Raw genomic sequence first — 21,252 nt, 5'->3', positions numbered from 1 at the left:
GCTCGATACGCTCACGCGCCGTCAGCTTGCCCTTGGCACGCTGAGCCTCGGTCGCCCTGTCACTGGGTCCGCGCACGGCCTGCTCGCGGATCGCGTGCAGCTCGGCCACGCGCCCACGGGTGTCGGTGGGCTCGTCCCCGGGAGTGGAGGCGGTCTCGTCCAAAACGGTCATGTAGTGACCTTACGAAGCCGACCAAGGAAAACGGGCCGTCGACTTCGGACAGTCTCCGGCTCGTTTTCCTGGTGCCACTGAACAGAACCCGGGCCGCGTGCAGCTGAAGTTACTGCTCAGGCCCCCGTTGGCTTGTAGGGGTCACACAAAGATCGTGCGTGAGAGCCCCGTCACACTCCGCAGTGGATGCGCGATTTCCGGCTACAGGCCACACGCGTAGACCGCGCTCGCTCCCAGCTCTTCCTCGATGCGGATGAGCTGGTTGTACTTGGCCGTGCGGTCGGAGCGCGACAGGGAACCCGTCTTGATCTGTCCGCAGCCGGTGGCCACCGCCAGGTCCGCGATCGTCGTGTCCTCGGTCTCGCCCGAGCGGTGCGAGATGACCGTGGCCCAGCCGGCCCGGCGGGCCGCGGAGACGGTGCCGAGCGCCTCGGTCAGCGTACCGATCTGGTTGACCTTGACCAGCACCGCGTTGCCGACCCCGGTCCTGACGCCCTCCCTGACCAGCGCCTCGTTCGTGCAGAACACGTCGTCTCCGGTGAGCTGGCAGCGGTCTCCGACGCGGGCGGTCAGTTCCCGCCAGCCGTCGAGGTCGGTCTCCGCCATCGGGTCCTCGACGGAGATCACGGGGTAGGCGTCGATCAGCTTGGCCAGGTAGTCGACCTGGTCGGCCGAGGTGCGGCGGACGCCTTCGCCGGTGTACGCGTACACCCCGTCGCGGTAGAACTCCGAGGACGCCGGGTCCATGACGAGGCCGATGTCCGCGCCCGGACGGTATCCGGTGCGTTCGACGGCGGCCATGACGAAGTCGAGCGCCTCCTCTGCCGTACGCAGCGCGGGCGCGAAGCCGCCCTCGTCGCCGACGCCGGTGGAGTGGCCGGCGGCGAGGAGGTCGCGGCGCAGTGTGTGGAAGACCTCCGAGCCCATCCGGACGGCCTCGGCGAAGGTCGTCGCGCCGACCGGCGCGATCATGAATTCCTGGAAGTCCAGCGGATTGTCGGCGTGGGCGCCGCCGTTGACGATGTTCATCATCGGCATGGGCAGGACGCGGGCGTCGGCCCCGCCGAGGTAGCGGTACAGGGGCAGCCGGTGGGCGGCCGCGGCGGCCTTGGCGGCGGCGAGCGAGACGCCGAGCAGGGCGTTGGCGCCGAGCCGGGACTTGGCGGGGGTGCCGTCGAGGGCGATCAGGGCGGCGTCGAGACCGGCCTGGTCGTCGGCGTCGCGCCCGGTGATCGCGGCCGCGATCTCGCCCTTCACGTGGGCGACCGCCCGGTCGACGCCCTTGCCGTGCCAGCGCCCCGCGTCACCGTCGCGCAGTTCCACGGCTTCGCGGGCGCCGGTGGAGGCGCCGGAGGGGACGGTGGCGCGGCCCAGGGAGCCGTCGGCGAGGACGACGTCGACCTCGACGGTGGGGTTGCCGCGGCTGTCGATGACGGTGCGGGCGGTGACGGAACGGACGGCGGTGTCCTGAACGACGGACTCAACTGCCGGTGCGGGCATGGGAGTTCCTTCCCTTGTCACGTGCCGGGCCACGGCTGCGACGACGCTGGCGCTGAGCCCGACGGAAAAGAACTCTACAGCACAGCTGTTCAGTTCAGCTGTTCAGTTGTGCTGTTCACCCATGCTGTTCAGTCTTGCTGTGCAGCGCGGTCCGGCAGGTCGGCCGAGCGGTTTCGCTGGATACCGGCGGGTTAAAGTTCCGTATGCCCACCCCGGAATCCGCCGCCGTCGCCGCCGAACTGCGTACCGCGATGGGCAAGCTCACGCGGCGCGTGAAGCACGAGGACCGGATTCCGCTCGGGCAGGTCGCCGTGCTCGGCGTCCTGGACCGGGACGGCGCGATGACCACCAGCGACCTCGCCACGGACCAGCGCGTACGCCCCCAGTCGATGGCCCGCGCCGTGGGCCTGCTGATGGAGCAGGGCCTGATCACCCGCCGCCCCCACCCCACGGACGGCCGCAAGCACCTGGTGGAGCTGACCGGCGCCGGACGGGCCGCGCTCGAGACGGAGCGCGGCCGCCGGGCCGGCTGGCTCGCCCAGGCCATCGAGGCCGAACTCACCGGCGAGGAGCGGGAGTTGCTGGCGCGCGGCGCCGCGCTCATGGAGCGTCTCGCCGCGCGCTAGCCTCTCGCGCCCTCAGCAGCCGCCGCAGTTGTAGTAGAGGACGTCCCAGTGGTTGCCCTCGTCGGCGTAGATGTTGCCGGAGCCCGACTTGTACTGGGGTGCGCCGTCACCGCGCAGCCCGATGTAGGTGAAGGCGCTCTTGATGTAGTTCGTGACGCAGGTGTTCTTGCCGAAGTCGAGTTTGTAGCCGTTCCAGTGCGAGTACGTGCCGCTCGCGTGGCCGGTCTCGGTGCCGCCGGTGATGTTGAGTGCGCAGCCGGTGGCGCCCTTGAGGGTCTGGGCTCCCTGGGCGGTGGCGAGGTTGAGCTGGTCGAAGGACGTACAGGTCGGGTTGTTGCGGTTCGAGCAGCCACCCGAGGACGACCAGGTGACGCCGGCCGAGCTGAACATCGAGGTCGCGGTGGCGTGGCTGATCTTGGTGACGGCGAAGGCGTCGGTCGCGGAGGCGAGGACGCCGAAGCCCGGGGCGGCGAGGGTGCCGGTGGCGAGCGCGAGCGCGGTGAGGGCCGAGCGGATGCGCATGGGGGTTCCCTTCCTGCTGTTGACCGTGCTGACCGTGCTGACTGTGAGACGGCTGTGGTGCAGGTGGAGCAAGGGAATGGTGCCCGGTTCTACGCGCGTCCGGAAGAGCGCCTACGTGATCCGCGAGACGCGAACAGGGTGTAATCGGAGAGACACGCTGCGGATGATGTTGAAGGTTGAACATTATCGCGCTAGAGTCGTTCCTGTTGATGGTTCAACTTTCAACATCACACCGGCACCCACCGTGCCGCCCGTCCCCCAAGGAGCACGTCATGGGCATCTTCGGCCGCAAGAGCGAGACCACCGAGACCGGCACCGCGACCACCGCCGCGGTCGGCCCCGACCTGGCCGCTGTCACCGGCGACTACACGGTCGACCCCGCGCACACGACACTCGGCTTCGTCGCCCGGCACGCCATGGTGACGAACGTGAAGGGCAGCTTCTCGGACTTCACCGGCGCGCTGCACCTCGACGGCGAGGACCCGAGCAAGTCCACCGCCTCGTTCGACGTGCAGATGGCGAGCATCGACACGGGCAACGCCGACCGTGACGGTCACCTGAAGAGCGCCGACTTCTTCAAGATCGACGAGTTCCCGACGATGACGTTCCGCTCGACGTCCGTCGAGGCGCTGGGCGGCGACGACTACCGCATCACCGGCGACCTGTCGATCCTGGGCACGACCAAGCCGCTCACCATCGACCTGGAGTACAACGGCTCGGCGAAGGACCCGTTCGGCAACGAGCGCGCCGGCTTCGAGGGCAAGGCCGAGATCCTGCGCTCCGCGTGGGGCCTGTCCTGGAACGCGGCACTGGAGACCGGTGGCGTCCTCGTCTCCGACAAGATCAAGCTGGCCTTCGACATCTCGGCGATCAAGAACGCCTGACCCTGCCGGAGAGTTCAGCGAGTTGGGGCGGCCACGAGTTGCGTGGCCGCCAACTCGGCATACAGGGAATCGCGTTCGAGCAGTTCGGCGTGGGTTCCCTGAGCGCGTGCGCGGCCCTTCTCCAGTACGACGATGCGGTCCGCGTCGACGACCGTGGACAGCCGGTGCGCGATGACCAGCACGGTGGTGTCCGTGCCCAGGTCCCGGATGACCTCGCGCAGGTGGTGTTCGTTGACCGCGTCCAGGTTGGCGGTGACCTCGTCGAGCAGGAGCAGGCGGGGGCGGCGGAGCAGCGCCCGTGCTATCGCGACGCGCTGACGCTCGCCGCCCGAGAGCAGTGCCCCGCGGTGGCCGACGGGGGTGTCGAGGCCGGCCGGGAGCCGGGCCACCAGATCGTCGAGGCGGGTGCGGGACACCGCCTGACGCACCTCGTCCCGCGTCGCCTCCGGGGCCGCGTAGAGCAGGTTGTCGCGCAGGGTGCCCGCGAGGACGGGCGCGTCCTGTTCCACGTAGCCGAGCGTCGCGCGCAAGGTGGGCAGCGGCCAGTCGCGGACGGAGCGGCCGTCGAGCGTGAGGCTGCCGGAGTCGTGGTCGTAGAACCGTTCCAGCAGGGCGAAGACCGTGGACTTGCCGGCGCCGGACGGGCCGACGAGCGCGGTGAGGCCGCCGGCCGGGGCGTCGAAGGTGACTCCGTCGTGCGCGGGGGCGCGAGTGTCGTCGTACCGGAACACGACGTCATGGAACGCGACGCGAGCGGGCCCGGACGTCAACTCCCCTGCTGTGAGGCTCTGTTGCTCCCCCGGCAGCTCCTCGATCTCCGAGATGCGGGCGATCGCCGCGAGGCCGCTGTTGAGGCCGACCCAGCCTTCCGTCAGCTGGCCCAGGGGCGCGACGAGATAGAACAGGTACAGCAGGAACGCGATCAGCGTGGCGATGTCGAGCGCGCCGGACGCGACGCGCGCGCCGCCCACCCCGAGCACGCACAGGAACGCCACCTGCACCGACATCAGCATCGACACGTCGGAGACGGACGTCCAGCGGGCGACCGTGAGGCCCCGGTCGTGCGCGCGGCGCGCGGCGGCGGTGACGGCGCGCTCCTCGCGGCGCTCGGCGCCGTTCGCCTTGACCGTGCGAAACGACTGGAGCGCCCGGTCGAGCCGTGAGCCCAGCTCGCCGACGGCTTCCTGGGCCTCGGTCTGGGCGCGGCGGATGCGCGGCATGAGCAGGGCGAGGGCGCCCGCTATCACGGCGAGGACGAGCAGGGTCGCGCCGAGCAGGACCAGGTCCATGATCCCCATGAGGACGACCGTGCCGGTCAGGGTCAGCGCGCCGCCCGCGGATTCGACGAGGCTGCGCGAGAGGACCGTGCGCAGGAGCGTGGTGTCGCCGGTGGCGCGGGTGAGCAGGTCGCCGGGGGTGAGCCGGTCGACGGAGGCGACCTTGAGACGCAGCATGCGGGCGACGAGGCGCTGCCGGGCGCCGAGCACGATGGCCTCGCCGGTGCGGGCCATGAGGTAGGTGCCGCCCGCGGTGAGCACCGCCCCCGCGAGCACGACGAGCGTGAGCAGCAGCAGGGCGGGGGCGGGCGAACGGTCCTCGGCGAACGCCCGCACCGCGCGCTGGGCCATGACCGGCATGGCGAGCCCGGCCCCGGACCCGGCGAGCGCGAGGACCGCGCCGAGGATCAGGGGGCGGGCGTGCGGGCGGGCGTGGGTAAGGAGGTGGCGCGGGCCTGCCGGGGGCCGGGCGGTTTCGTCGGGCCGCCGGGGTGGGTCAGCGGGCATGCGTGTCGGCTTCCCCGGCCGGGGCGGTCGTGGCGGCCTGCTGCGGTGGCACCGTGATCAAGGGGCGGTACTCGTGCGGCTCCGCTCGTTCGCCGACCAGCCGGTTCTCCGCCTCCACCCAGGCGTGCGGTGCGAACGGGGGTGCGGCGCGGACGCCCGCGAGCCAGGTGGGCCAGGTGCCCGACGTGCGGCACAGGAGGGCGATGGCGACCGAGCGCGGGAGGCAGCCGTACCAGCCCGCACAGCGGCGGCTCGCCGTCACGACCGACTCGTACGCGGCGAGCGCCGTGGCGTACGGGGCGGGGCGGGCCCCGCGGCTGAGGAAGGTGAGGAGACGGCGCAGCCGGTCCGGGCGCAGGCGGGCGACGAGGAGGGCGACGGCGATGGCGGCGCGTACGCGCGGGCCCCGGGGCGCCCCGCGGCCGGGCATCGTCATCTCGGTGCTCATGGCGTGGCCATCTTCGCCTCGACGAGCTGCCGGGTGAGGTCGGCGACATCGGCCTCGGCACGGGCCTGGTCGACGTCGAAGGCGGCGACGAGCCGTTCGACGGCGGTCCGCGGGCCGTGGCCCTCGGCGATGGCGGTCACGACGACGGTACCGGCCTCGTTCAACTGCCAATAGGTGCCGGCACGTTGGTCCAGGAGCACGCCGCCGAACTCGGTGCTGGTGACCGCGATGCCGTCTCTGAGCTTCATTGGGTCAGTGCCTCTCTTCGCGATGGCGCGTGGGCGGCGCGCAGCCACATCTCGCAGGCGACCGCCGGGTCGATGGAGTGCCGGGTGTGCAGGGGCGCGTACGGGTCCACGGCGAGGGCGTCCAGCTGCCGGGCGTCGACGAGACCGAGGGCGGCCAGGCCGGAAGCGCCCGGGCCCCACAACTCCCGCAGCGCGTCCGCGTGTTGGGCCAGGCCTTGGATGTGGTCGCCGTTCATGTGGTCCTTGGTGGTGCGGGCGAGCAGCGGTGCGGGCACGGTGTCGCGGACGGCTTCGACGAGCAGTGGCTTGTAGCGCGCGGGGTCGATGCGGTCCGTGAGGCGTACGGCGAGGGTCGCCTCGATGACGTGGTCGGCGTACAGCGGGGCGGCGACGGGCAGGCCGAGTTCCAGGCCGTACTCCTCCATGGCCTGGAAGTGGCGGGCGCCGATGCGGATGGTGTCGAGGTCGAGGTGGCGGCCGGGCCGGGCGGCGAGGGGTTCGGCGGTGGCGGCGGCCTCGCGGAAGGCGTCGCGGACGAGGGCGCGGGCGTCGGGCGTGAGCCAGGGCGGCAGGGTCTGCCGGACCCCCCAGGTGAGCTGCGGGGTGCGTGAGGTGGGCGGGGCCGCGTCGGTGACGGCGCCGGCGAGCCAGGTCCGGTAGGCGGGGCGGGTGAGCAGGGCCCGTACGGTCGCGGCCAGCGGCCAGCCCAGCTGGTGGCGGACCGCGCCGACCCGGTTCCAGGCGGCGAGGGGCTGCCCGGGGAACAGGTCGCCGCAGGCGGCCGGGAGGCCCATGAACAGTTCGTCGCCGCCGTAACCGGTGAGGTGGCACTGCGAGCCGCCGGCGGCGGCGCGGGCGAGCAGCATTCTGGCGCGGGCCCGGGCGGGGGCGACGGGCAGCGGTTCGTCGGTCGGTACGTCGCCGGGGCCGGGCGGGGCGTTGACGCCCGCGTAGAACAGGGGTGCTTCGTCGGCGGGGACGAGGTCGTGGGTGAGGCCGGGCAGGCCGGCGCCGGGTTCGGCGCGGGCGAGGTCGACGGCGCGGCGCGCCCAGGTCTCGTCCTCCGCGTGGCTCTCGCGGGAGGCGACGGTCAGCAGGGCGAGTTCGGCGGGGCCCGCGCGGCCGGTGAGGTGGCGGCGGGCGAGGAAGGCGAGGGAGGTCGAGTCGAGGCCGCCGGAGAGTTCGCACGAGACCCGGGTGTGTCCCGCGAGGTGGCCGCCGACCGACCGGCCGAGCGCCTCACCGAGCCGCAACGCCCCTTCCTCCATGGGAAGTTCGGCGTCGGGAGCGTGCCACCAGCGGCGGGTGCCGTGCGTGCCGTCGCCGCGCAGTACGAGCGCGTACGCCGGGTCGGTCTCGGTGACGCCGCGCCACACGGGCCGCCCGCCGAGCGGGTGCGGCAGGAAGTCGAGGAGGCGCAGGGCGAGCCCGGTCTCGTCGAGTCCGGCGCCGGTGAGGTGGGCGAGCACGGCGGGCCGGTCGGAGGCCAGGCAGGGCCCGGGGCCGCTCGTGGCGTAGACGCGGCGCAGTCCGGAGGCGGTGCCGCGTACCCAACTGTCCCCGGACATACGGGAGATGACGTGGTGGGTGCCGGGCAGTTTCCGGGCGAGGCGGTGGTGCAGATCGGTGTTGTCGCGGGCGGCGCCCAGGTGCGTACCGAGGTCGGGCACCGCGCTCGGGCCGATGAGGACCACGGCGTCCGGCCCGTGCTCGGCGCTGCTGACGCGGCGCAGCGGGGCGCGGACGATCAGCCAGGGGCGTCCCGACGGATACCGGAACACCTGGGCGGGGCCGTCGGATCGGGACACCTCAGCGGGCGGACCGTAGGCGTCCGCCGGTCCGGGAAGACGCCCGGCCGCCGCCTGCCCGGCGACGGTGTCCGGTAGGACGACGAAGCAGTCGCGCGCGTGGGGCGGGGGTGGGGGGCGGCCGGTCATCTTCACCTTTCCGGAGCGCTTGGCCACGCCTGCTCGGGCGTGGCGCACGGGGGGTGGATCAGGTGAAGCGGCGGGTGATCCACTCCGAGTAGGCGCCGTAGAAGTAACCGGCGGTGGTCTTGGTGAAGTCGCCCTGCTGGAACATCGCGGGCTTCACGTAACTCTTCTTCTCGCCTTGCGACGACCGCGTCTGCTTCGTCTGTTCCGTCATGACCATCTCTCCATCTCACGTGCGTGCAACGGATGTGACTGGCGTGTCTGGTGTTCAAGATGTGAACACCCTGACGATTCATAGCCAGTTGGTGAGCGGACATGCGCATAGAGCGACCACTTTTGATGGTTGACCTGATCGCTCCCGGACCGAGTCGGACTTGTCACGACGGGGCAGCGGAAGTCCGGTCGGCCTACCCGTCGGTAATACCGCTGAACGGGCCAGCGGTTGAAACCGGAACGGGACGATCCCGGACGTAGCCGCCGTGACGTGGCTCACAAAACGCGCTCCGATGTCACATTCCACCTCTCCCCGACTGTCACGACTGTGAGCACCGACGGGAGGCATTCATGTCCGAGCGCATCGCCGACTGGGCCGACGGCCGGCTGGGGATCCACGGCCTGGGCCGCAAGTACCTGCGGAAGGTCTTCCCCGACCACTGGTCGTTCCTGCTGGGCGAGGTCTGTCTCTACACGTTCATCATCCTGATCCTGACCGGCGTCTACCTGACCCTCTTCTTCCACCCGTCGATGAACGAGGTGCAATATCAAGGCAGTTACATCCCGCTGAACGGCGTACGGATGTCGGAGGCGTACTCCTCGACGCTCGACATCAGCTTCGACGTACGCGGCGGGCTGCTCATCCGGCAGATTCATCACTGGGCGGCGCTGATCTTCGTGGCCGCGATGTTCGTGCACATGATGCGGCACTTCTTCACCGGCTCGTTCCGCAAGCCCCGCGAGCTGAACTGGCTGTTCGGCTGGCTGCTGCTCTTCCTCGCCCTGTTCGAGGGCCTGATGGGGTACTCGCTCCCCGACGACCTGCTGTCGGGGGCGGGCATGCGCCTCGTCGAGGGCATGACGCTCGCCGTCCCGATCGTCGGTACGTACCTCGCGTTCTTCCTCTTCGGCGGAGAGTTCCCGGGCAACGACATCGTGGCCCGCTTCTACTCCCTCCACGTGCTCCTGCTGCCGGGCATCATGGCGGCCCTCGTCGTCACCCACCTGATCCTCGTCTTCTACCACAAGCACACCCAGTTCCCCGGCCCCGGAAAGACCGAGCGCAACGTCGTGGGCCAGCCGTTCTTCCCCGTCTACGTCGCGAAGGCGGGCGGCTTCTTCTTCCTCGTGTTCGGCGTGGTGGCGGTGATCGCGGCCATCGCGTCGATCAACCCGGTCTGGGTCTACGGGCCCTACCGCCCCGACCAGGTCTCCACCGGCGCCCAGCCCGACTGGTACCTCGGGTTCGCGGAAGGGCTCGTCCGCGTCATGCCCGGCTGGGAGATCAGCTTCGGCGGCCACACGCTCGTGCTCGGCGTGCTCATCCCCCTCGTCGCCTTCCCGCTCTGGCTCATCCTCATCGGCGCCTATCCGTTCATCGAGGCGTGGATCACCGGCGACCGCCGCGAACACCATCTCCTCGACCGTCCCCGAAATCGGCCTGTGCGTACGGGACTTGGCGTCGCCTGGCTGACCGGCTTCCTCGTGGCGCTCGGCGCCGGCGGCAACGACCTCCTGGCCACGCACTTCCACCTCTCCGTGAACGCCATCACCTGGGCCGCCCGGATCGCCCTCGTCGCCGGTCCCGTACTCGCGTACACCGTCACGAAGCGGGTGTGCCTCGGCCTCCAGCGCCGGGACCGGGACAAGGTGCTGCACGGCCGCGAGAGCGGCCTCATCAAACGGCTCCCCCACGGCGAGTACGTAGAGGTCCACGAGCCTCTGCCCCAGGGCGAGTTGTACCGCCTGACCCAGCACGAGGAACCCGCCGCGCTGGAGGCCCTCCCGGACACGGACGAACACGGAGTGCGGCGGCGCGTGCGGGCCGTGCAGCGATTGCGGGTCGCGTTGTCGCAGTGGATGTACGGGGAAGGGTCCCGGATACCCAAGGCCCGGCCGCGCGAGGTCGAGGGCGGGGAGCGCGAGTCCGTACGTCACTGACGCCCCGGTGTCTCCGCCCCGAACTCGCACCACACGATCTTCCCGGGGTCCCGCTCCCCGACGCCCCACTTGTCGGCGAGCGCCGCTACGAGGTACAGCCCGCGGCCGTGCTCGGCCTCGGGCCCCGGGGCGTCGGCGGCGACCGTTCCCTCGCCACTGTCGTGCACCTCGATCCGGACGACCCGGTGCTCGCACATCGCGATGTGCAGCCGGAAACCCCTCCCGGGCGGCACGCCGTGCAGCAGCGCATTGGTCGCCAGCTCACTTACGCACAGAAGTACATCGTCACGGCGTTCGATTGCCTGCCAGTCGTCGAGGGCCCAGGCTGTGAACGCGCGAGCCGCGGGGACCGATTTGCTTTCGCGCCGGTAGAACGCCTCGCGCCGCAACGGGTGTTGATCCATGCGGTGACTTTCGGGCCTGCGCGGTGCGCTTGTGCAGCGCGGCAGGTCGTACATCTGGATTTGTACGAGTCCGCGCCGGTCGCGGCGGGGTGGGGAAGGGAACGGTGCGCGTATGAAGAAGCAGGTGACTTCGTGGCATGCGATCGGGGCTCAGATCGCTCACTTCCGGAAGTACGTGGGGATGACGCAGGCGGAGCTGGCAGACCAACTGTGCGTCAGCCACGACAAGATGGCCTCGATCGAGCAGGGCCGGCGCCCCGTGGGCCTGGATCTGGCGGTCCGGATCGATGAACTCCTGGACACCAAGGGTGCTTTGGCCGTCGCTGTCGCCAAGGTCCCGGCCCGGGAGAAGTTCCCGGTACTGGTGGCTGACCTGGTGGAGATCGAACAGGTGGCGGTGTCGATCCAGTCGTACGAGACCCAGGTGGTACCGGGTTTGTTGCAGACCGAGGACTACATGCGGGCCGTCTTCAGCTGCCGCTACCCGCCTATTGGTCGAGGGACGCTGGACGACTGGGTTCTGGGCCGCTTGGAGCGGCAGAAGATGTGGGAGCGCGAGAATCCGCCCGGCGCCAACTTCATCCTGGAGGAGTCGATCCTCAACCGGCCCCTCGGCGGTCGCGACATCCTGCGCGAGCAGATCCGCCGCGTGCTGGAACTGGGAGAACTCGACTGTATGGGGCTCCAGATCATGCCCACGGCACGGGTGCCGCACGCCGGGCTCGATGGCCCGCTGGAACTGCTGGAGAACCCGGACCACGAGTTCGTGGCGTACCTGGAGGGCCAGCGCGTGAGCAGCGTCGTCGACGACCCTGGCGAGGTGAGTATCTACCAACTGAAGTATGGAATGCTGCGGTCACAGGCACTATCTCCAGCAGAAAGCGCGCACTTGCTGGACACACTGCTAGGAGCCTCATGAACACCGCAGCGCCCACCATCGGACTCGACTGGTTCAAGTCCAGCTACAGCGGCAGCGAGGGCGGCAACTGCCTGGAACTCGCCTATGACTGGCGGAAGTCGACCTATAGCGGCGACCAGGGCGGCAACTGCCTAGAGGTCGCCACCCGCCCCACCGCCATCCACATCCGCGACTCCAAGAACAACCCCGCCACCGGAGCCGTCCTCACCGTCACCCCCGGCACCTGGACCGCGTTCCTGCGCACCCATGCCACCCGCCCCTGAGCGGAGCGTCGACGCGGAGGGCGTCAGACGGGAGATTCTCGACCCGGACTCGGGGCCGGACCCGTACATACTGCGGGGCGCCCACGTGCGCGGGGCGCTCGCTCTCGACGGGGCCGAGATCAAGCGGCTCGTGCGGTTCGAAGGGTGCCGGTTCGACGGGCCGGTGACGCTGGAGGGCGCGAGCACGCTGGCGTTCACGGTCACCGATTGCGTGCTGCCCGGGTTCGTGGCGCCGACCGCGCAGATCGGCGGGCGGCTCGATCTGCGCGGGTCGACGATCAGCGAAGGTCCCCGGGGCGTCCTGGACGTCGTCCACACGCACATAGCGGGTGAGCTGCTGCTCGACCGGGCCCACCTGGTGGCGCCCGGAGGGATCGCCCTGAACGCGGGCGGCCTGGTCATGCAGGGCGGCGTCTTCTGCGAGAACGGGTTCGTGGCACACGGCCAAGTACTGGTGCCCGGAGCCGAGTTGTCCGGTGGGCTGTGGATGCGCGAGGCGCGGATCGTGGTGGCGACGCCGGACGAGATCGCGTTCAACGGGGATGCCCTGCGAGCGTCGACAGTCCGGATGAACAAGGGGTTCCGGGCCGAGGGGCGGGTGCGGCTGCGCGGGGCGCGGATCGAGGACCTGCTCACGTTCCACGAGGCCGAACTCCTCGGTACGGGCTCGTCCATGATGGCGGTCGGCGCGCAGGTGGAGGCCATTGACCTGCGGTTCGCGCGGCCACCTGCGGGCGGGGTGAACCTGCGGAATGCGCGCGCGACCCGTATCCAGGACCGCCCCGCCACCTGGCGCGCCCCGCTGGGCCTGGACGGGCTGATGTACGACTGGATGGAGCCGACGGCGGCCACCCAGCGCGAGGACACCGCGAACCGCCTGGCGTGGCTGCGCCTGCAGCCCGCGTTCGCACCGCAGCCGTACGAGCAACTGGCCGCGTACTACCGGAGGTTGGGCCACGAGGACGAGGCCCGCCGGGTCCTGCTGGTGCGGGAGCGGAGGCGGCGCGGCACCCAGCGGCCCCTCGGGCGGGTGTGGGGCTGGCTGCTGGAGGCGACCGTCGGCTACGGCTACCGGCCCTGGATCGCCGGGATCTGGCTGGTGCTGCTCACGCTGCTGGGCTCGCTCGTCTTCCACACCCACACTCCCCTGCCGAACAAGCCGGGCGAAGGCGCACCGTTCAACCCCGTGGCGTACACCCTCGACCTGCTGATCCCGGTGGGCGGGCTGGGCCAGCGGGACGGCTGGCACTGGGCCGAGGGCGGCGTCCAGGGACTCGCGTACGTACTGATCGCGCTCGGCTGGGTGCTGACGACGACGGTGCTGGCCGGGGTGACGCGGGCGCTCAGCCGGAACTAGCAGCTTCCCGGGCGGCGCTCAGAAGCCGCCGCCCCCGAAGTCGCCGCCGCCGCTGCCACCGCCGAAGTCCCCGCCGCCGCCTCCGTCACCGAAGCCGCCGCCGAAGTCCGAGGAGTCGAAGTCCGAACCGGAGTAGTCGCCGCCGTCGTACCCGGCGTCGCCGCCGAAGTCGCCGTAGCCGGAGCCGTAGTCGGCGGCGTACGCGGGGCTCGACATCATGGAGCCGAGCACCGTGCCGAGGAGCAGGCCGGGCAGGATGCCGCCGCCGAAGTAGCCGCCGGCCCACGGGCCGTACATCGGGCCCGCGTCGTAGTACGGGCGGCGCTCGCCCGCCCCGGTGTCGACCGTGCGCACCAGCGGCTCGGCCCCGTCGCGCAGCCGGGTCGCGTCCGCCGCGCAGACCGGGACCTCGCGGGGCGCACCGCCGGCCGGTGTCCACTCGGCGTCCTCGACCGAGGGGCCGTGGCGCGGGTCGAAGAAGCAGGGGGCCCGGCGCTCGGGCAGCGGGCGGCCCGCGCGGCGGGCGGCCAGCAGGGCCAGGGAGAAACGGCCGTCCTCCAGCGCCTGCGTGACACCCCTGACATCCTCGGGCCGCTGAGCCGCGGCCATGTACTGCTTGGCCTTCTCGTACGAGTCGAGCGCCCGCTCGTAGTCCGCGCGCATCGCGTCGTCGGCGCCCGCCTCCGCGGGATGGAAGTCGAGCCGGTCCAGTTCCTCGCCGAACGCGGTGATGTCCTCGTCGACCACGACCCGCAGCTTGTCGAGGGCCTCGCGCTGCTCCGCCTCCCGGCGGCGCCGGTTGCGGCGGGCCAGGGCGTACGCACCGGCCCCGCCGACCACGACGACCGCGCCGATCCCGATCAGCGGGCCGGCGGACACCCCGTCGTCGGTGCCGCCGGCCCCGCCCCAGGACGAGGGCGCCGAGCCGCGGGCCGTCCGGACCGCGGTGGAGACGAAGTCGTCGAGCTGCTGCCGCACCGGCTCGCCGCGCACGCTCGTCGTCAGGTTGTGAACGGCGTCGTTCGACATGACCTGGTGATCGGCGCGCGCGTCGAAGGCGTTCCCGAGCCGCACCCCGTACACGCCGACGACCCCCGTCTTCGTACGGAGATCGTTGAACAGGTCCTGTTTCGGGAAGTCGGAGGGCAGGACCGCCACCATCACCGGCTTGTCCGCGTCCTTGATCCTTTTTTCGAGCGCGTCGACATCCGCCGAGGTCAGGTCCCCGGCCGCGGCCGGATCCACGTACACCGGGCTCTTCTCCAGGGCGTCCGCCACGGTCGAGACGTCCGACGCGGCGGAGGCGGCGGGCGCGACGGCGAGCGTCGCGCCGAGGGCGAGCAGTGGAGCGGCGAGGGCCGCGAGGATGGGCCTCATACCTTGACGCTAACCCAGCCGGGGTGTGAATGACGGGTCGGGGTGTTCGCGACGTGAAGTCTTGACGCGGCCATGGAACGCCCTTTAACTCACGTCTTGAACTAAGCCATGAGAGTTGACTGTTGGGACACAGGAGGCATCGTGCGCACCCCCACAAGAGGCACCAGAGCCGCAAGAGCCGCAAAACCCCCCACCCGCACCGCGCGTCTCACCAGGCTGCTACTGGCCGGAGCCCTGACCACCGCAGGACTCGCCGGTGCGGGCGCCACCACGGCGCACGCCGCGGGCGAGCAGGTCTCCGTCCACCTCACCACCACCGACGACAGCGGCGGCCGCCATGTGACGCGTGGGCTCCAGCAGCAGACCCCGGTCTCGTTCCAGTCGGGCACCGGCGGCAGCGGTACCGCGATCACCGTCGACGAGAACACCCGCTATCAGACGTTCACCGGCGGCGGCGCCTCCTTCACCGACACCGCGGCCTGGCTGATGAACAGCAGCGGCGCCCTGTCGGGGGCCACCCGCGACGCGACGATGAAGAAGCTGTTCTCGCCGACCGACGGCATCGGGCTCTCCTTCATCCGCAACCCGATGGGCGGCTCGGACCTCGCCCGCTCCGGGTACACGTACGACGACGTACCGGCCGGGCAGAGCGATCCGTCGCTGGCCAGGTTCTCCATCGCGCACGACCAGGCCGACGTGCTGCCGCTGACCAAGCAGGCCAAGCAGCTCAACCCGGCCGCCACCGTGATGGCCTCGCCGTGGACCGCGCCCGCCTGGATGAAGGACAGCGGACAGCTCAACGGCGGCTGGCTGAAGGCCGAGAACTACGGCGCCTACGCGAGCTACTTCGTGAAGTACATCCAGGCGTACCAGGCGGCCGGTGTCCCCATCGACTACGTCACCGCGCAGAACGAGCCGACGTGCTGTTCCGGGTACCCCTCGATGAGCTGGAACGGCTCCGGGCTCGCGTACTTCACCAAGAGCGAGCTGCTGCCGAAGCTGGCGGGTGCCGGCGTGAAGACGAAGGTCCTCGCCCACGACTGGAACTGGGACACCTACGACGCGTACGCGGCGCCGACCGTCGACGACGCGGCGGTGCGCGCACACCCGAACTTCGGCGGGATCGCCTGGCACGGCTACGGCGGTGACGTCGCCAAGCAGACCGAGATCCACAACAAGTACCCGCAGCTGGACGCCTTCCAGACCGAGCACTCGGGAGGCACCTGGATCGCGAACCAACAGCGCGAGGACATGATGAACATCATCGACTACACCCGAAACTGGGCGAAGTCGGTGACGAAGTGGTCGCTGGCCGTGGACCAGAACCGGGGTCCGCACAACGGCGGCTGCGGAACGTGCGACGGGCTCATCACCGTCCACAACGGGGACGGCCGCTCGGGCCAGGTCGACTACAACATCGAGTACTACACGATGGGCCACCTGACGAAATTCGTGCGGCCGGGTGCGTCGCGGATCGCCTCGACCGGGTCGAGCGCCGTGCCGAATGTCGCGTGGCGCAACACGGATGGGTCGAAGGCGGTCATCGCCTACAACGATGCTTCGAGCGCGAAGGACGTCACCCTCAACTGGGGCGGGCAGCACGTCACTTACTCTCTGCCGGGCAAGACCTCGGCGACGTTCACCTGGAGCGGGACGCAGGCCGGCGGGACGGACCGGACGGGCGCCTTCCACGGGCTCGGCGGCAAGTGCCTCGACGTGCGGGACGGTTCCACCGCCAACGGGGCCGTCGCGCAGATCTGGTCCTGCGTCGCCGGGTCGCAGAACCAGTCCTGGACCGTGAAGGCCGACGGGTCCGTGCGCGCCTTGGGCAAGTGCCTCGATGTGAGCGGGGGTTCGACCGCCGACGGGGCCAAGGTCCAGCTGTACGACTGCAATGGGTCGGGCGCGCAGCAGTGGCGGTACGAGTCTGCCTCCGGGGACCTGGTCAATGCGGGGGCCGACAAGTGCCTTGATGTGACCGGGAATTCGTCGGCCGACGGGACTGCGACCCAGGTGTGGTCGTGCACGGGGGCCGCGAATCAGAAGTGGTCCCTGTCGTAGGTGGGCGTCACGGGGCTCCGCCCCGGACCCCGCTCCTCAATCGCCGGAGGGGCTGAGTTTGCCCGGACCGGCTTGAGGAGCGGGGTTGGCTGCTTACTCGACCGGCTCCACGCCCGCGCGGAGCAGACCGTACGTGTACGCGTCCTCCAGGGCGCCCCACGACGCCGCGATCACGTTCTCCGCGACGCCGACCGTGGACCATTCGCCGTTGCCGTCGGCCGTGGAGATCAGGACGCGGGTCGTGGAGGACGTGCCGTGCTTGCCCTCCAGGATGCGGACCTTGTAGTCGACCAGCTCCATCTTGGCGAGCTGGGGGTAGATGCGCTCCAGGCCGACGCGCAGGGCGCGGTCCAGGGCGTTGACCGGGCCGTTGCCCTCCGCCGTGGCGACGATGCGCTCGCCCTTGGCCCACAGTTTCACGGTCGCCTCGTTGGCGTGGGTGCCGTCGGGGCGGTCCTCGACGATGGCCCGCCAGGACTCGACGCGGAAGTAACGGCGGGCCCGGCCCTCGGCCTCCTCGCGCAGGAGCAGTTCGAAGGAGGCGTCGGCGGCCTCGTACGTGTACCCCTTGAGCTCGCGCTCCTTGACGCGCTCGACGACGCGGCCGACCAGCTCGCGGTCGCCGGAGATGTCGACGCCGAGCTCCTTGCCCTTGAGCTCGATGGAGGCGCGGCCCGCCATGTCGGAGACCAGCATCCGGATGCGGTTGCCGACGAGGTCGGGGTCGATGTGCTGGTACAGGTCCGGGTCGACCTTGATCGCGGAGGCGTGCAGGCCCGCCTTGTGGGCGAACGCGGAGACGCCGACGTACGGCTGGTGCGTGGACGGGGTGAGGTTCACGACCTCGGCGATGGCGTGCGAGATACGTGTCATCTCGCTCAGCGCGCCGTCGGGGAGGACCTTCTTGCCGTACTTGAGCTCCAGGGCCGCGACGACCGGGAAGAGGTTGGAGTTGCCGACGCGCTCGCCGTAGCCGTTGGCCGTGCACTGCACGTGCGTGGCGCCCGCGTCGACGGCGGCGAGCGTGTTGGCGACGGCGCAGCCCGTGTCGTCCTGCGCGTGGATGCCGAGCCGGGCGCCGGTGTCGTCGAGCACGGTGTGCACGATCGCCTGCACCTGGGCCGGCAGCATGCCGCCGTTGGTGTCGCAGAGCACGACGACCGAGGCGCCCGCCTCGTGCGCGGCCCGTACGACCGCCTTCGCGTACCCGGGGTTGGCGCGGTAGCCGTCGAAGAAGTGCTCGCAGTCGACGAAGACCCGGCGGCCCTGGGCGACGAGGTGGGAGACGGTGTCGCGGACCATCTCCAGGTTCTCGTCGAGGGTCGTGCGCAGGGCCAGTTCGACATGCCGGTCATGGGACTTGGCGACCAGGCAGATCACCGGCGCGCCGGAGTCGAGGAGGGCCTTGACCTGCGGGTCCTGCGCCGCCTTGGCGCCGGCCCTGCGGGTCGCGCCGAACGCCACGAGCTGCGCGTGCTGGAAGTCGATCTCCTCCCGCGCGCGGGCGAAGAACTCGGTGTCGCGGGGGTTGGCGCCGGGCCAGCCGCCCTCGATGAAGCCCACGCCGAAGTCGTCCAGGTGCCGTGCGATGGTCAGCTTGTCCGCGACGGTGAGGTTGATGCCCTCACGCTGTGCGCCGTCGCGCAGCGTCGTGTCGAAGACGTGGAAGGAATCGTCGAGTTCGCCGGTGCGTTCGCCGTTACGTACGTCGTTACGTTCGCTGGGACTGCTGCTCATGCTGATCTGGCTCCTGTATGGGATCTCGGTCTACCGGAATGACCGGCTCCACCGTCCATCAATGATCCCGCGCGCTCTGCGCCTGGCATGGGGTGGGCCAGAAACGAGAAAAACCTCTCGCGGGTGCGAGAGGTCTGCGCGCGGGTCGAGGACGACGGTGTCCGCCCGTACGTGGTCGTACGTGGCGGTCACTGCGGACCGGCGCGCCTGCTGCCAATAATCATTGCCAACGAGAGCACGCCCGCAGTCTGCCACAGCCCGGCCGGGCCCGGACTGTGGTCTCACGATGCGAACAGGCGTCCTCAGATCGCCGGTTCCGGCTGCACGGCGGCCTCCGCCGACTTCACCCGATTGAGGTCGATGTCGCGGGTCTCGCGCATGCTCAGGTAGACGATCAGCGACACGGCCGCGCATCCGGCGACGTACCAGTAGAAGCCGGACTCCATGCCGCCGTCCTTGAACCACAGGGCGACGTACTCGGCGGTGCCGCCGAACAGGGCGTTGGCGATGGCGTACGGCAGGGCGACGCCGAGGGCACGGATGCCGGTCGGGAAGAGCTCCGCCTTCACGCACGCGTTGATGGAGGTGTAGCCGGTGACGATGACGAGCGCGAGCAGCGACAGACCGAGCGCCGGCCAGAAGGAGCCCGCGTGCTGCAGCAGCGTCATGATCGGCACGGTCAGGAAGGTCGAGCCGACGGCGAAGGTGATCAGGAGCGGGCGGCGGCCGATGCGGTCCGAGAGCGCGCCCGCGAGCGGCTGCAGACAGGCGAAGACGACGAGCGCGCAGAACGAGACGAGGGTCGCCGTCTGCTTGCTGAGGCCCGCCGAGTTGGACAGGTACTTGGTGAGGTACGTCGTGTACGTGTAGTACGCCACGGTGCCGCCCATGGTGAGCGCGATGACGAGGAACGCCTCGCGCCGGTGTGCCCACAGGGCCTTCATGCTGCCCTTGTCGTCACCGGCCACGGCACCGGCGTCGGCGGACTCCTCGTAGACCTCGGTCTCCAGCATGTTGCGGCGCAGGTAGAAGATGATCGCCGCGCCGAGCGCGCCCACGATGAACGGGATGCGCCAGCCCCAGCCGTGCAGGGCGTCGTCGGACAGGGTGCGCTGCAGGATGATCAGGAGCCCGAGGCCGACGATCTGGCCCGCCGTCATGGACACGTACTGGAAGCTGGAGGCGAAGCCGCGCCGTTTCGGATCGGACGCCTCGGTGAGGTAGGTGGCGCTCGCCGCGTACTCGCCGCCGACCGAGAGCCCTTGCAGGAGGCGGGCGATGAGGAGGACGACGGCGCCGCCGTACCCGGCGACCGCGTAGGTCGGCGCGACCGCGATGAGGACCGCGGACGCCGACATCAGCGTGACGGTGAGGGTCAGCGCCGCCTTGCGGCCCTTGCGGTCACCGACCCGGCCGAGCAGCCAGCCCCCGACCGGCCGCATGAAGAAGCCGACGGCGAAGATGCCCGCGGTGTTCATCAGCTGCGCGGTCGGGTTGCCGTCGGGGAAGAAGGCCCCCGCGAAATACGTGGCGAAGCTCGCGTACACGAACCAGTCGAACCACTCGACCATGTTCCCGGCCGATCCGACCAGGACTTTCTTCCATTGCTCTCGTCCCATGGGGGGCCACGATGGGGGAACGCCGCACCACGTGACAAGGGTGCACCGCGCAACGATCGCGCGTACTTGCGTTCATTGCGTTCATGACTCTTCACGCGGGGCGGGCGAGCTCCGCGAACGTGGCCAGCCAGTGGTCCGTGCTGAAGTCGCCGCTGTCGACGGCCGGCAAGCCCGCCGCGAGATGGGCGTCGGCGGCCTCGGCGAGGCGGGTCCTTACCGGGCCCCGCGGCAGCGCGCCCGCGATCGCGCGCAGCGCGGCCGCGCGGGAGAGTGCGAGGCCGAGGAGGTGGCCGATCCACGGGTCGGCGTGGTCGGAGACGACCGGCACGTCCAGCAGGGCGCAGGGCGCGCCGGTGCGCAGCGCGGGCAGGAACCGGTCCAGCCACACCGGGAACTCCTCCGCGCCCAGGACCCGGCGCATCGCGTCGGCCTCGCTCAGCGCGGGCGACAGGAAGTCCTGGCCCGACGGCTCCCAGTGGGCGGGCGCGTCGTGGTCCGCGGCGAACCAGCCGCGCAGCCGTGCGCGGACGCTGTCGAGGGTCGCGTCCGTGAGACCGGCCGCCGCGCCGGTGTCCAGGATCAGGCCGAGGGCGAAGGCGCTGTTGGTGTGGATGCCGTGGCGCACGGGATACGTGGCCTTCGGCAGCCAGCCCGTGAGCAGCCGCTCGACGGCGTCGACCGCGGGCCCGAACGCCGCGCCCCACCGGGTGCCCCGGCACTCGGCGGCGAGCGCGATCAGCCAGGCCCACCCGTAGGGCCGCTCGAAGCCCGGCCTGTCCAGGAGGTAGGCGGCCTCGGTGGCGAGGTGCGCCGGGGTGAGGTGCCGGTCGAGCACGTCGGTGTACGTGGCTGTGGTGGCGGCCGGCAGATCGGGCAGGGTCCGTACGAGCAGCCAGTGCATGTGTACGGAGGAGTGCCAGTCGTAGGCGCCGTAGAAGGCCGGGTGCAGCGTGCTGGGGCGGGTGTCCTCGGTGGCGGCGGTCACCAGGTGGGCCGGGAAGTTGGGGAACTCCCGGGTGACGTTGGCGACTGCCAGCCGAGCGGTTTCCTCCGGGGTGAGCATGGGTTGGCCTCTCGGGGTTTCGTTGTGCGGGGGTGCGTCTGCCTGGGGTGGGGTCGTTGCCGGGTGCGGGTGGGCGGGGACTTCTCGCGCCGTTCCCCGCGCCCCTGGAGGTTGTGCATCTGCGGGCCGGTGGGGGCCGGTCGCGCCGTTCCCCGCGCCCCTCGGGATGCGCCTGCCGCG

Annotated in this window: 19 protein-coding genes and 1 pseudogene; 7 read left to right on the top strand and 13 right to left on the bottom strand. The window is 70.8% G+C overall.

Annotated features, from left to right (window positions below):
• Window positions 1-172 (bottom strand): annotated as a pseudogene (locus tag AB0J02_RS39550) (methylmalonyl-CoA carboxyltransferase); the annotation flags it as partial.
• Between the two features lie 201 nt (window positions 173-373).
• The gene (gene eno / locus AB0J02_RS39545) at window positions 374-1,672 is read right to left on the bottom strand and encodes a phosphopyruvate hydratase (protein ID WP_363198733.1); all 1,299 of its coding nucleotides are present in this window, start codon (window positions 1,670-1,672) and stop codon (window positions 374-376) included.
• Between the two features lie 203 nt (window positions 1,673-1,875).
• Between eno and AB0J02_RS39540 the strand changes: the two genes are divergently transcribed.
• Window positions 1,876-2,298 carry a MarR family transcriptional regulator gene (locus AB0J02_RS39540; protein ID WP_363198732.1) on the top strand — a complete coding sequence of 141 codons (423 nt, stop codon included), beginning with the start codon at window positions 1,876-1,878 and terminating at the stop codon, window positions 2,296-2,298.
• A 12-nt stretch (window positions 2,299-2,310) separates the two neighbouring features.
• Here AB0J02_RS39540 and AB0J02_RS39535 read toward each other — a convergent pair whose 3' ends face one another.
• Entirely contained in the window at window positions 2,311-2,820 is a 510-nt protein-coding gene (locus tag AB0J02_RS39535; protein WP_363198731.1) for a hypothetical protein, read from the bottom strand.
• Between the two features lie 272 nt (window positions 2,821-3,092).
• On the opposite strand from AB0J02_RS39535, the gene AB0J02_RS39530 reads away from it, so the two are divergent.
• Window positions 3,093-3,704 (top strand): YceI family protein, encoded by a 612-nt coding sequence (locus AB0J02_RS39530; protein WP_363198730.1) that lies wholly within the window; start codon window positions 3,093-3,095, stop codon window positions 3,702-3,704.
• A gap of 14 nt (window positions 3,705-3,718) precedes the next feature.
• Here AB0J02_RS39530 and AB0J02_RS39525 read toward each other — a convergent pair whose 3' ends face one another.
• Genes AB0J02_RS39525 through AB0J02_RS39505 form a run of 5 tightly spaced genes read right to left on the bottom strand, consistent with a single transcriptional unit; the run spans window position 3,719 to window position 8,332 of the window.
• Window positions 3,719-5,488 carry an ABC transporter ATP-binding protein gene (locus AB0J02_RS39525; RefSeq protein WP_363198729.1) on the bottom strand — a complete coding sequence of 590 codons (1,770 nt, stop codon included), beginning with the start codon at window positions 5,486-5,488 and terminating at the stop codon, window positions 3,719-3,721.
• Window positions 5,478-5,936, bottom strand: a complete 459-nt coding sequence (locus AB0J02_RS39520) for a lasso peptide biosynthesis B2 protein (RefSeq protein ID WP_363198728.1) — start codon at window positions 5,934-5,936, stop codon at window positions 5,478-5,480. Before AB0J02_RS39520 ends, AB0J02_RS39525 begins: the two co-directional genes overlap by 11 nt.
• Window positions 5,933-6,184 (bottom strand): lasso peptide biosynthesis PqqD family chaperone, encoded by a 252-nt coding sequence (locus AB0J02_RS39515; RefSeq protein WP_363198727.1) that lies wholly within the window; start codon window positions 6,182-6,184, stop codon window positions 5,933-5,935. Before AB0J02_RS39515 ends, AB0J02_RS39520 begins: the two co-directional genes overlap by 4 nt.
• Window positions 6,181-8,121 carry an asparagine synthase-related protein gene (locus tag AB0J02_RS39510; RefSeq protein WP_363198726.1) on the bottom strand — a complete coding sequence of 647 codons (1,941 nt, stop codon included), beginning with the start codon at window positions 8,119-8,121 and terminating at the stop codon, window positions 6,181-6,183. Before AB0J02_RS39510 ends, AB0J02_RS39515 begins: the two co-directional genes overlap by 4 nt.
• A gap of 58 nt (window positions 8,122-8,179) precedes the next feature.
• The gene (locus tag AB0J02_RS39505) at window positions 8,180-8,332 is read right to left on the bottom strand and encodes a keywimysin-related RiPP (RefSeq protein ID WP_363198725.1); all 153 of its coding nucleotides are present in this window, start codon (window positions 8,330-8,332) and stop codon (window positions 8,180-8,182) included.
• A gap of 350 nt (window positions 8,333-8,682) precedes the next feature.
• Between AB0J02_RS39505 and AB0J02_RS39500 the strand changes: the two genes are divergently transcribed.
• Window positions 8,683-10,272: a cytochrome bc complex cytochrome b subunit gene (locus AB0J02_RS39500; protein WP_363198724.1), complete on the top strand. Its 1,590-nt coding sequence runs from the start codon at window positions 8,683-8,685 to the stop codon at window positions 10,270-10,272.
• On the opposite strand, the gene AB0J02_RS39495 is transcribed toward AB0J02_RS39500, so the two are convergent.
• The gene (locus AB0J02_RS39495; protein WP_363198723.1) at window positions 10,266-10,676 is read right to left on the bottom strand and encodes an ATP-binding protein; all 411 of its coding nucleotides are present in this window, start codon (window positions 10,674-10,676) and stop codon (window positions 10,266-10,268) included. The genes AB0J02_RS39500 and AB0J02_RS39495 overlap by 7 nt on opposite strands.
• Before the next feature lie 112 nt (window positions 10,677-10,788).
• Here AB0J02_RS39495 and AB0J02_RS39490 point away from each other — a divergent pair, with 112 nt between their 5' ends.
• The 3 genes from AB0J02_RS39490 to AB0J02_RS39480 are packed head-to-tail and all read left to right on the top strand — an operon-like array spanning window position 10,789 to window position 13,215.
• Window positions 10,789-11,595 carry a helix-turn-helix transcriptional regulator gene (locus AB0J02_RS39490; protein WP_363198722.1) on the top strand — a complete coding sequence of 269 codons (807 nt, stop codon included), beginning with the start codon at window positions 10,789-10,791 and terminating at the stop codon, window positions 11,593-11,595.
• Complete coding sequence (locus AB0J02_RS39485) at window positions 11,592-11,858, top strand: DUF397 domain-containing protein (RefSeq protein ID WP_363198721.1); 267 nt, start codon at window positions 11,592-11,594, stop codon at window positions 11,856-11,858. Before AB0J02_RS39490 ends, AB0J02_RS39485 begins: the two co-directional genes overlap by 4 nt.
• Window positions 11,842-13,215 (top strand): oxidoreductase, encoded by a 1,374-nt coding sequence (locus AB0J02_RS39480; protein ID WP_363198720.1) that lies wholly within the window; start codon window positions 11,842-11,844, stop codon window positions 13,213-13,215. The genes AB0J02_RS39485 and AB0J02_RS39480 overlap by 17 nt, the downstream gene beginning before the upstream one ends.
• An 18-nt stretch (window positions 13,216-13,233) precedes the next feature.
• Here the strand turns inward: AB0J02_RS39480 and AB0J02_RS39475 are convergent, their stop codons facing one another.
• On the bottom strand, window positions 13,234-14,592 hold the full coding sequence (locus AB0J02_RS39475; protein WP_363198719.1) for a hypothetical protein: 1,359 nt from the start codon (window positions 14,590-14,592) through the stop codon (window positions 13,234-13,236).
• A 141-nt stretch (window positions 14,593-14,733) separates the two neighbouring features.
• On the opposite strand from AB0J02_RS39475, the gene AB0J02_RS39470 reads away from it, so the two are divergent.
• Entirely contained in the window at window positions 14,734-16,653 is a 1,920-nt protein-coding gene (locus tag AB0J02_RS39470; protein ID WP_363198718.1) for a ricin-type beta-trefoil lectin domain protein, read from the top strand.
• Between the two features lie 93 nt (window positions 16,654-16,746).
• Here the strand turns inward: AB0J02_RS39470 and cimA are convergent, their stop codons facing one another.
• The 3 genes from cimA to AB0J02_RS39455 form a co-directional block, all read right to left on the bottom strand.
• Window positions 16,747-18,390 carry a citramalate synthase gene (gene cimA, locus AB0J02_RS39465; RefSeq protein ID WP_363198717.1) on the bottom strand — a complete coding sequence of 548 codons (1,644 nt, stop codon included), beginning with the start codon at window positions 18,388-18,390 and terminating at the stop codon, window positions 16,747-16,749.
• 302 nt (window positions 18,391-18,692) lie between these two features.
• Window positions 18,693-20,009, bottom strand: coding sequence for an MFS transporter (locus tag AB0J02_RS39460; protein ID WP_363198716.1), 1,317 nt, complete (start codon window positions 20,007-20,009; stop codon window positions 18,693-18,695).
• A gap of 91 nt (window positions 20,010-20,100) precedes the next feature.
• Complete coding sequence (locus AB0J02_RS39455; protein WP_363198715.1) at window positions 20,101-21,072, bottom strand: DUF2891 family protein; 972 nt, start codon at window positions 21,070-21,072, stop codon at window positions 20,101-20,103.
• Window positions 21,073-21,252: the final 180 nt, after the last annotated feature.

Source organism: Streptomyces sp. NPDC050264 (assembly GCF_040655895.1).
GTDB lineage: Bacteria > Actinomycetota > Actinomycetes > Streptomycetales > Streptomycetaceae > Streptomyces.
The sequence above is the reverse complement of the archived record's forward strand: the minus strand, read 5'-3'. Positions and strand labels throughout refer to the sequence as shown.

Coding starts and splice junctions, on each gene's coding strand:
- AB0J02_RS39505 (WP_363198725.1), bottom strand. CDS start 8,332: ATGACGGAACAGACGAAGCAGACGCGGTCGTCGCAAGGCGAGAAGAAG.
- eno (WP_363198733.1), bottom strand. CDS start 1,672: ATGCCCGCACCGGCAGTTGAGTCCGTCGTTCAGGACACCGCCGTCCGT.
- AB0J02_RS39530 (WP_363198730.1), top strand. CDS start 3,093: ATGGGCATCTTCGGCCGCAAGAGCGAGACCACCGAGACCGGCACCGCG.
- AB0J02_RS39495 (WP_363198723.1), bottom strand. CDS start 10,676: ATGGATCAACACCCGTTGCGGCGCGAGGCGTTCTACCGGCGCGAAAGC.
- AB0J02_RS39500 (WP_363198724.1), top strand. CDS start 8,683: ATGTCCGAGCGCATCGCCGACTGGGCCGACGGCCGGCTGGGGATCCAC.
- AB0J02_RS39460 (WP_363198716.1), bottom strand. CDS start 20,009: ATGGGACGAGAGCAATGGAAGAAAGTCCTGGTCGGATCGGCCGGGAAC.
- AB0J02_RS39535 (WP_363198731.1), bottom strand. CDS start 2,820: ATGCGCATCCGCTCGGCCCTCACCGCGCTCGCGCTCGCCACCGGCACC.
- AB0J02_RS39525 (WP_363198729.1), bottom strand. CDS start 5,488: ATGCCCGCTGACCCACCCCGGCGGCCCGACGAAACCGCCCGGCCCCCG.
- AB0J02_RS39490 (WP_363198722.1), top strand. CDS start 10,789: ATGAAGAAGCAGGTGACTTCGTGGCATGCGATCGGGGCTCAGATCGCT.
- AB0J02_RS39510 (WP_363198726.1), bottom strand. CDS start 8,121: ATGACCGGCCGCCCCCCACCCCCGCCCCACGCGCGCGACTGCTTCGTC.
- AB0J02_RS39455 (WP_363198715.1), bottom strand. CDS start 21,072: ATGCTCACCCCGGAGGAAACCGCTCGGCTGGCAGTCGCCAACGTCACC.
- AB0J02_RS39485 (WP_363198721.1), top strand. CDS start 11,592: ATGAACACCGCAGCGCCCACCATCGGACTCGACTGGTTCAAGTCCAGC.
- AB0J02_RS39475 (WP_363198719.1), bottom strand. CDS start 14,592: ATGAGGCCCATCCTCGCGGCCCTCGCCGCTCCACTGCTCGCCCTCGGC.
- AB0J02_RS39520 (WP_363198728.1), bottom strand. CDS start 5,936: ATGAGCACCGAGATGACGATGCCCGGCCGCGGGGCGCCCCGGGGCCCG.
- AB0J02_RS39540 (WP_363198732.1), top strand. CDS start 1,876: ATGCCCACCCCGGAATCCGCCGCCGTCGCCGCCGAACTGCGTACCGCG.
- cimA (WP_363198717.1), bottom strand. CDS start 18,390: ATGAGCAGCAGTCCCAGCGAACGTAACGACGTACGTAACGGCGAACGC.
- AB0J02_RS39515 (WP_363198727.1), bottom strand. CDS start 6,184: ATGAAGCTCAGAGACGGCATCGCGGTCACCAGCACCGAGTTCGGCGGC.
- AB0J02_RS39480 (WP_363198720.1), top strand. CDS start 11,842: ATGCCACCCGCCCCTGAGCGGAGCGTCGACGCGGAGGGCGTCAGACGG.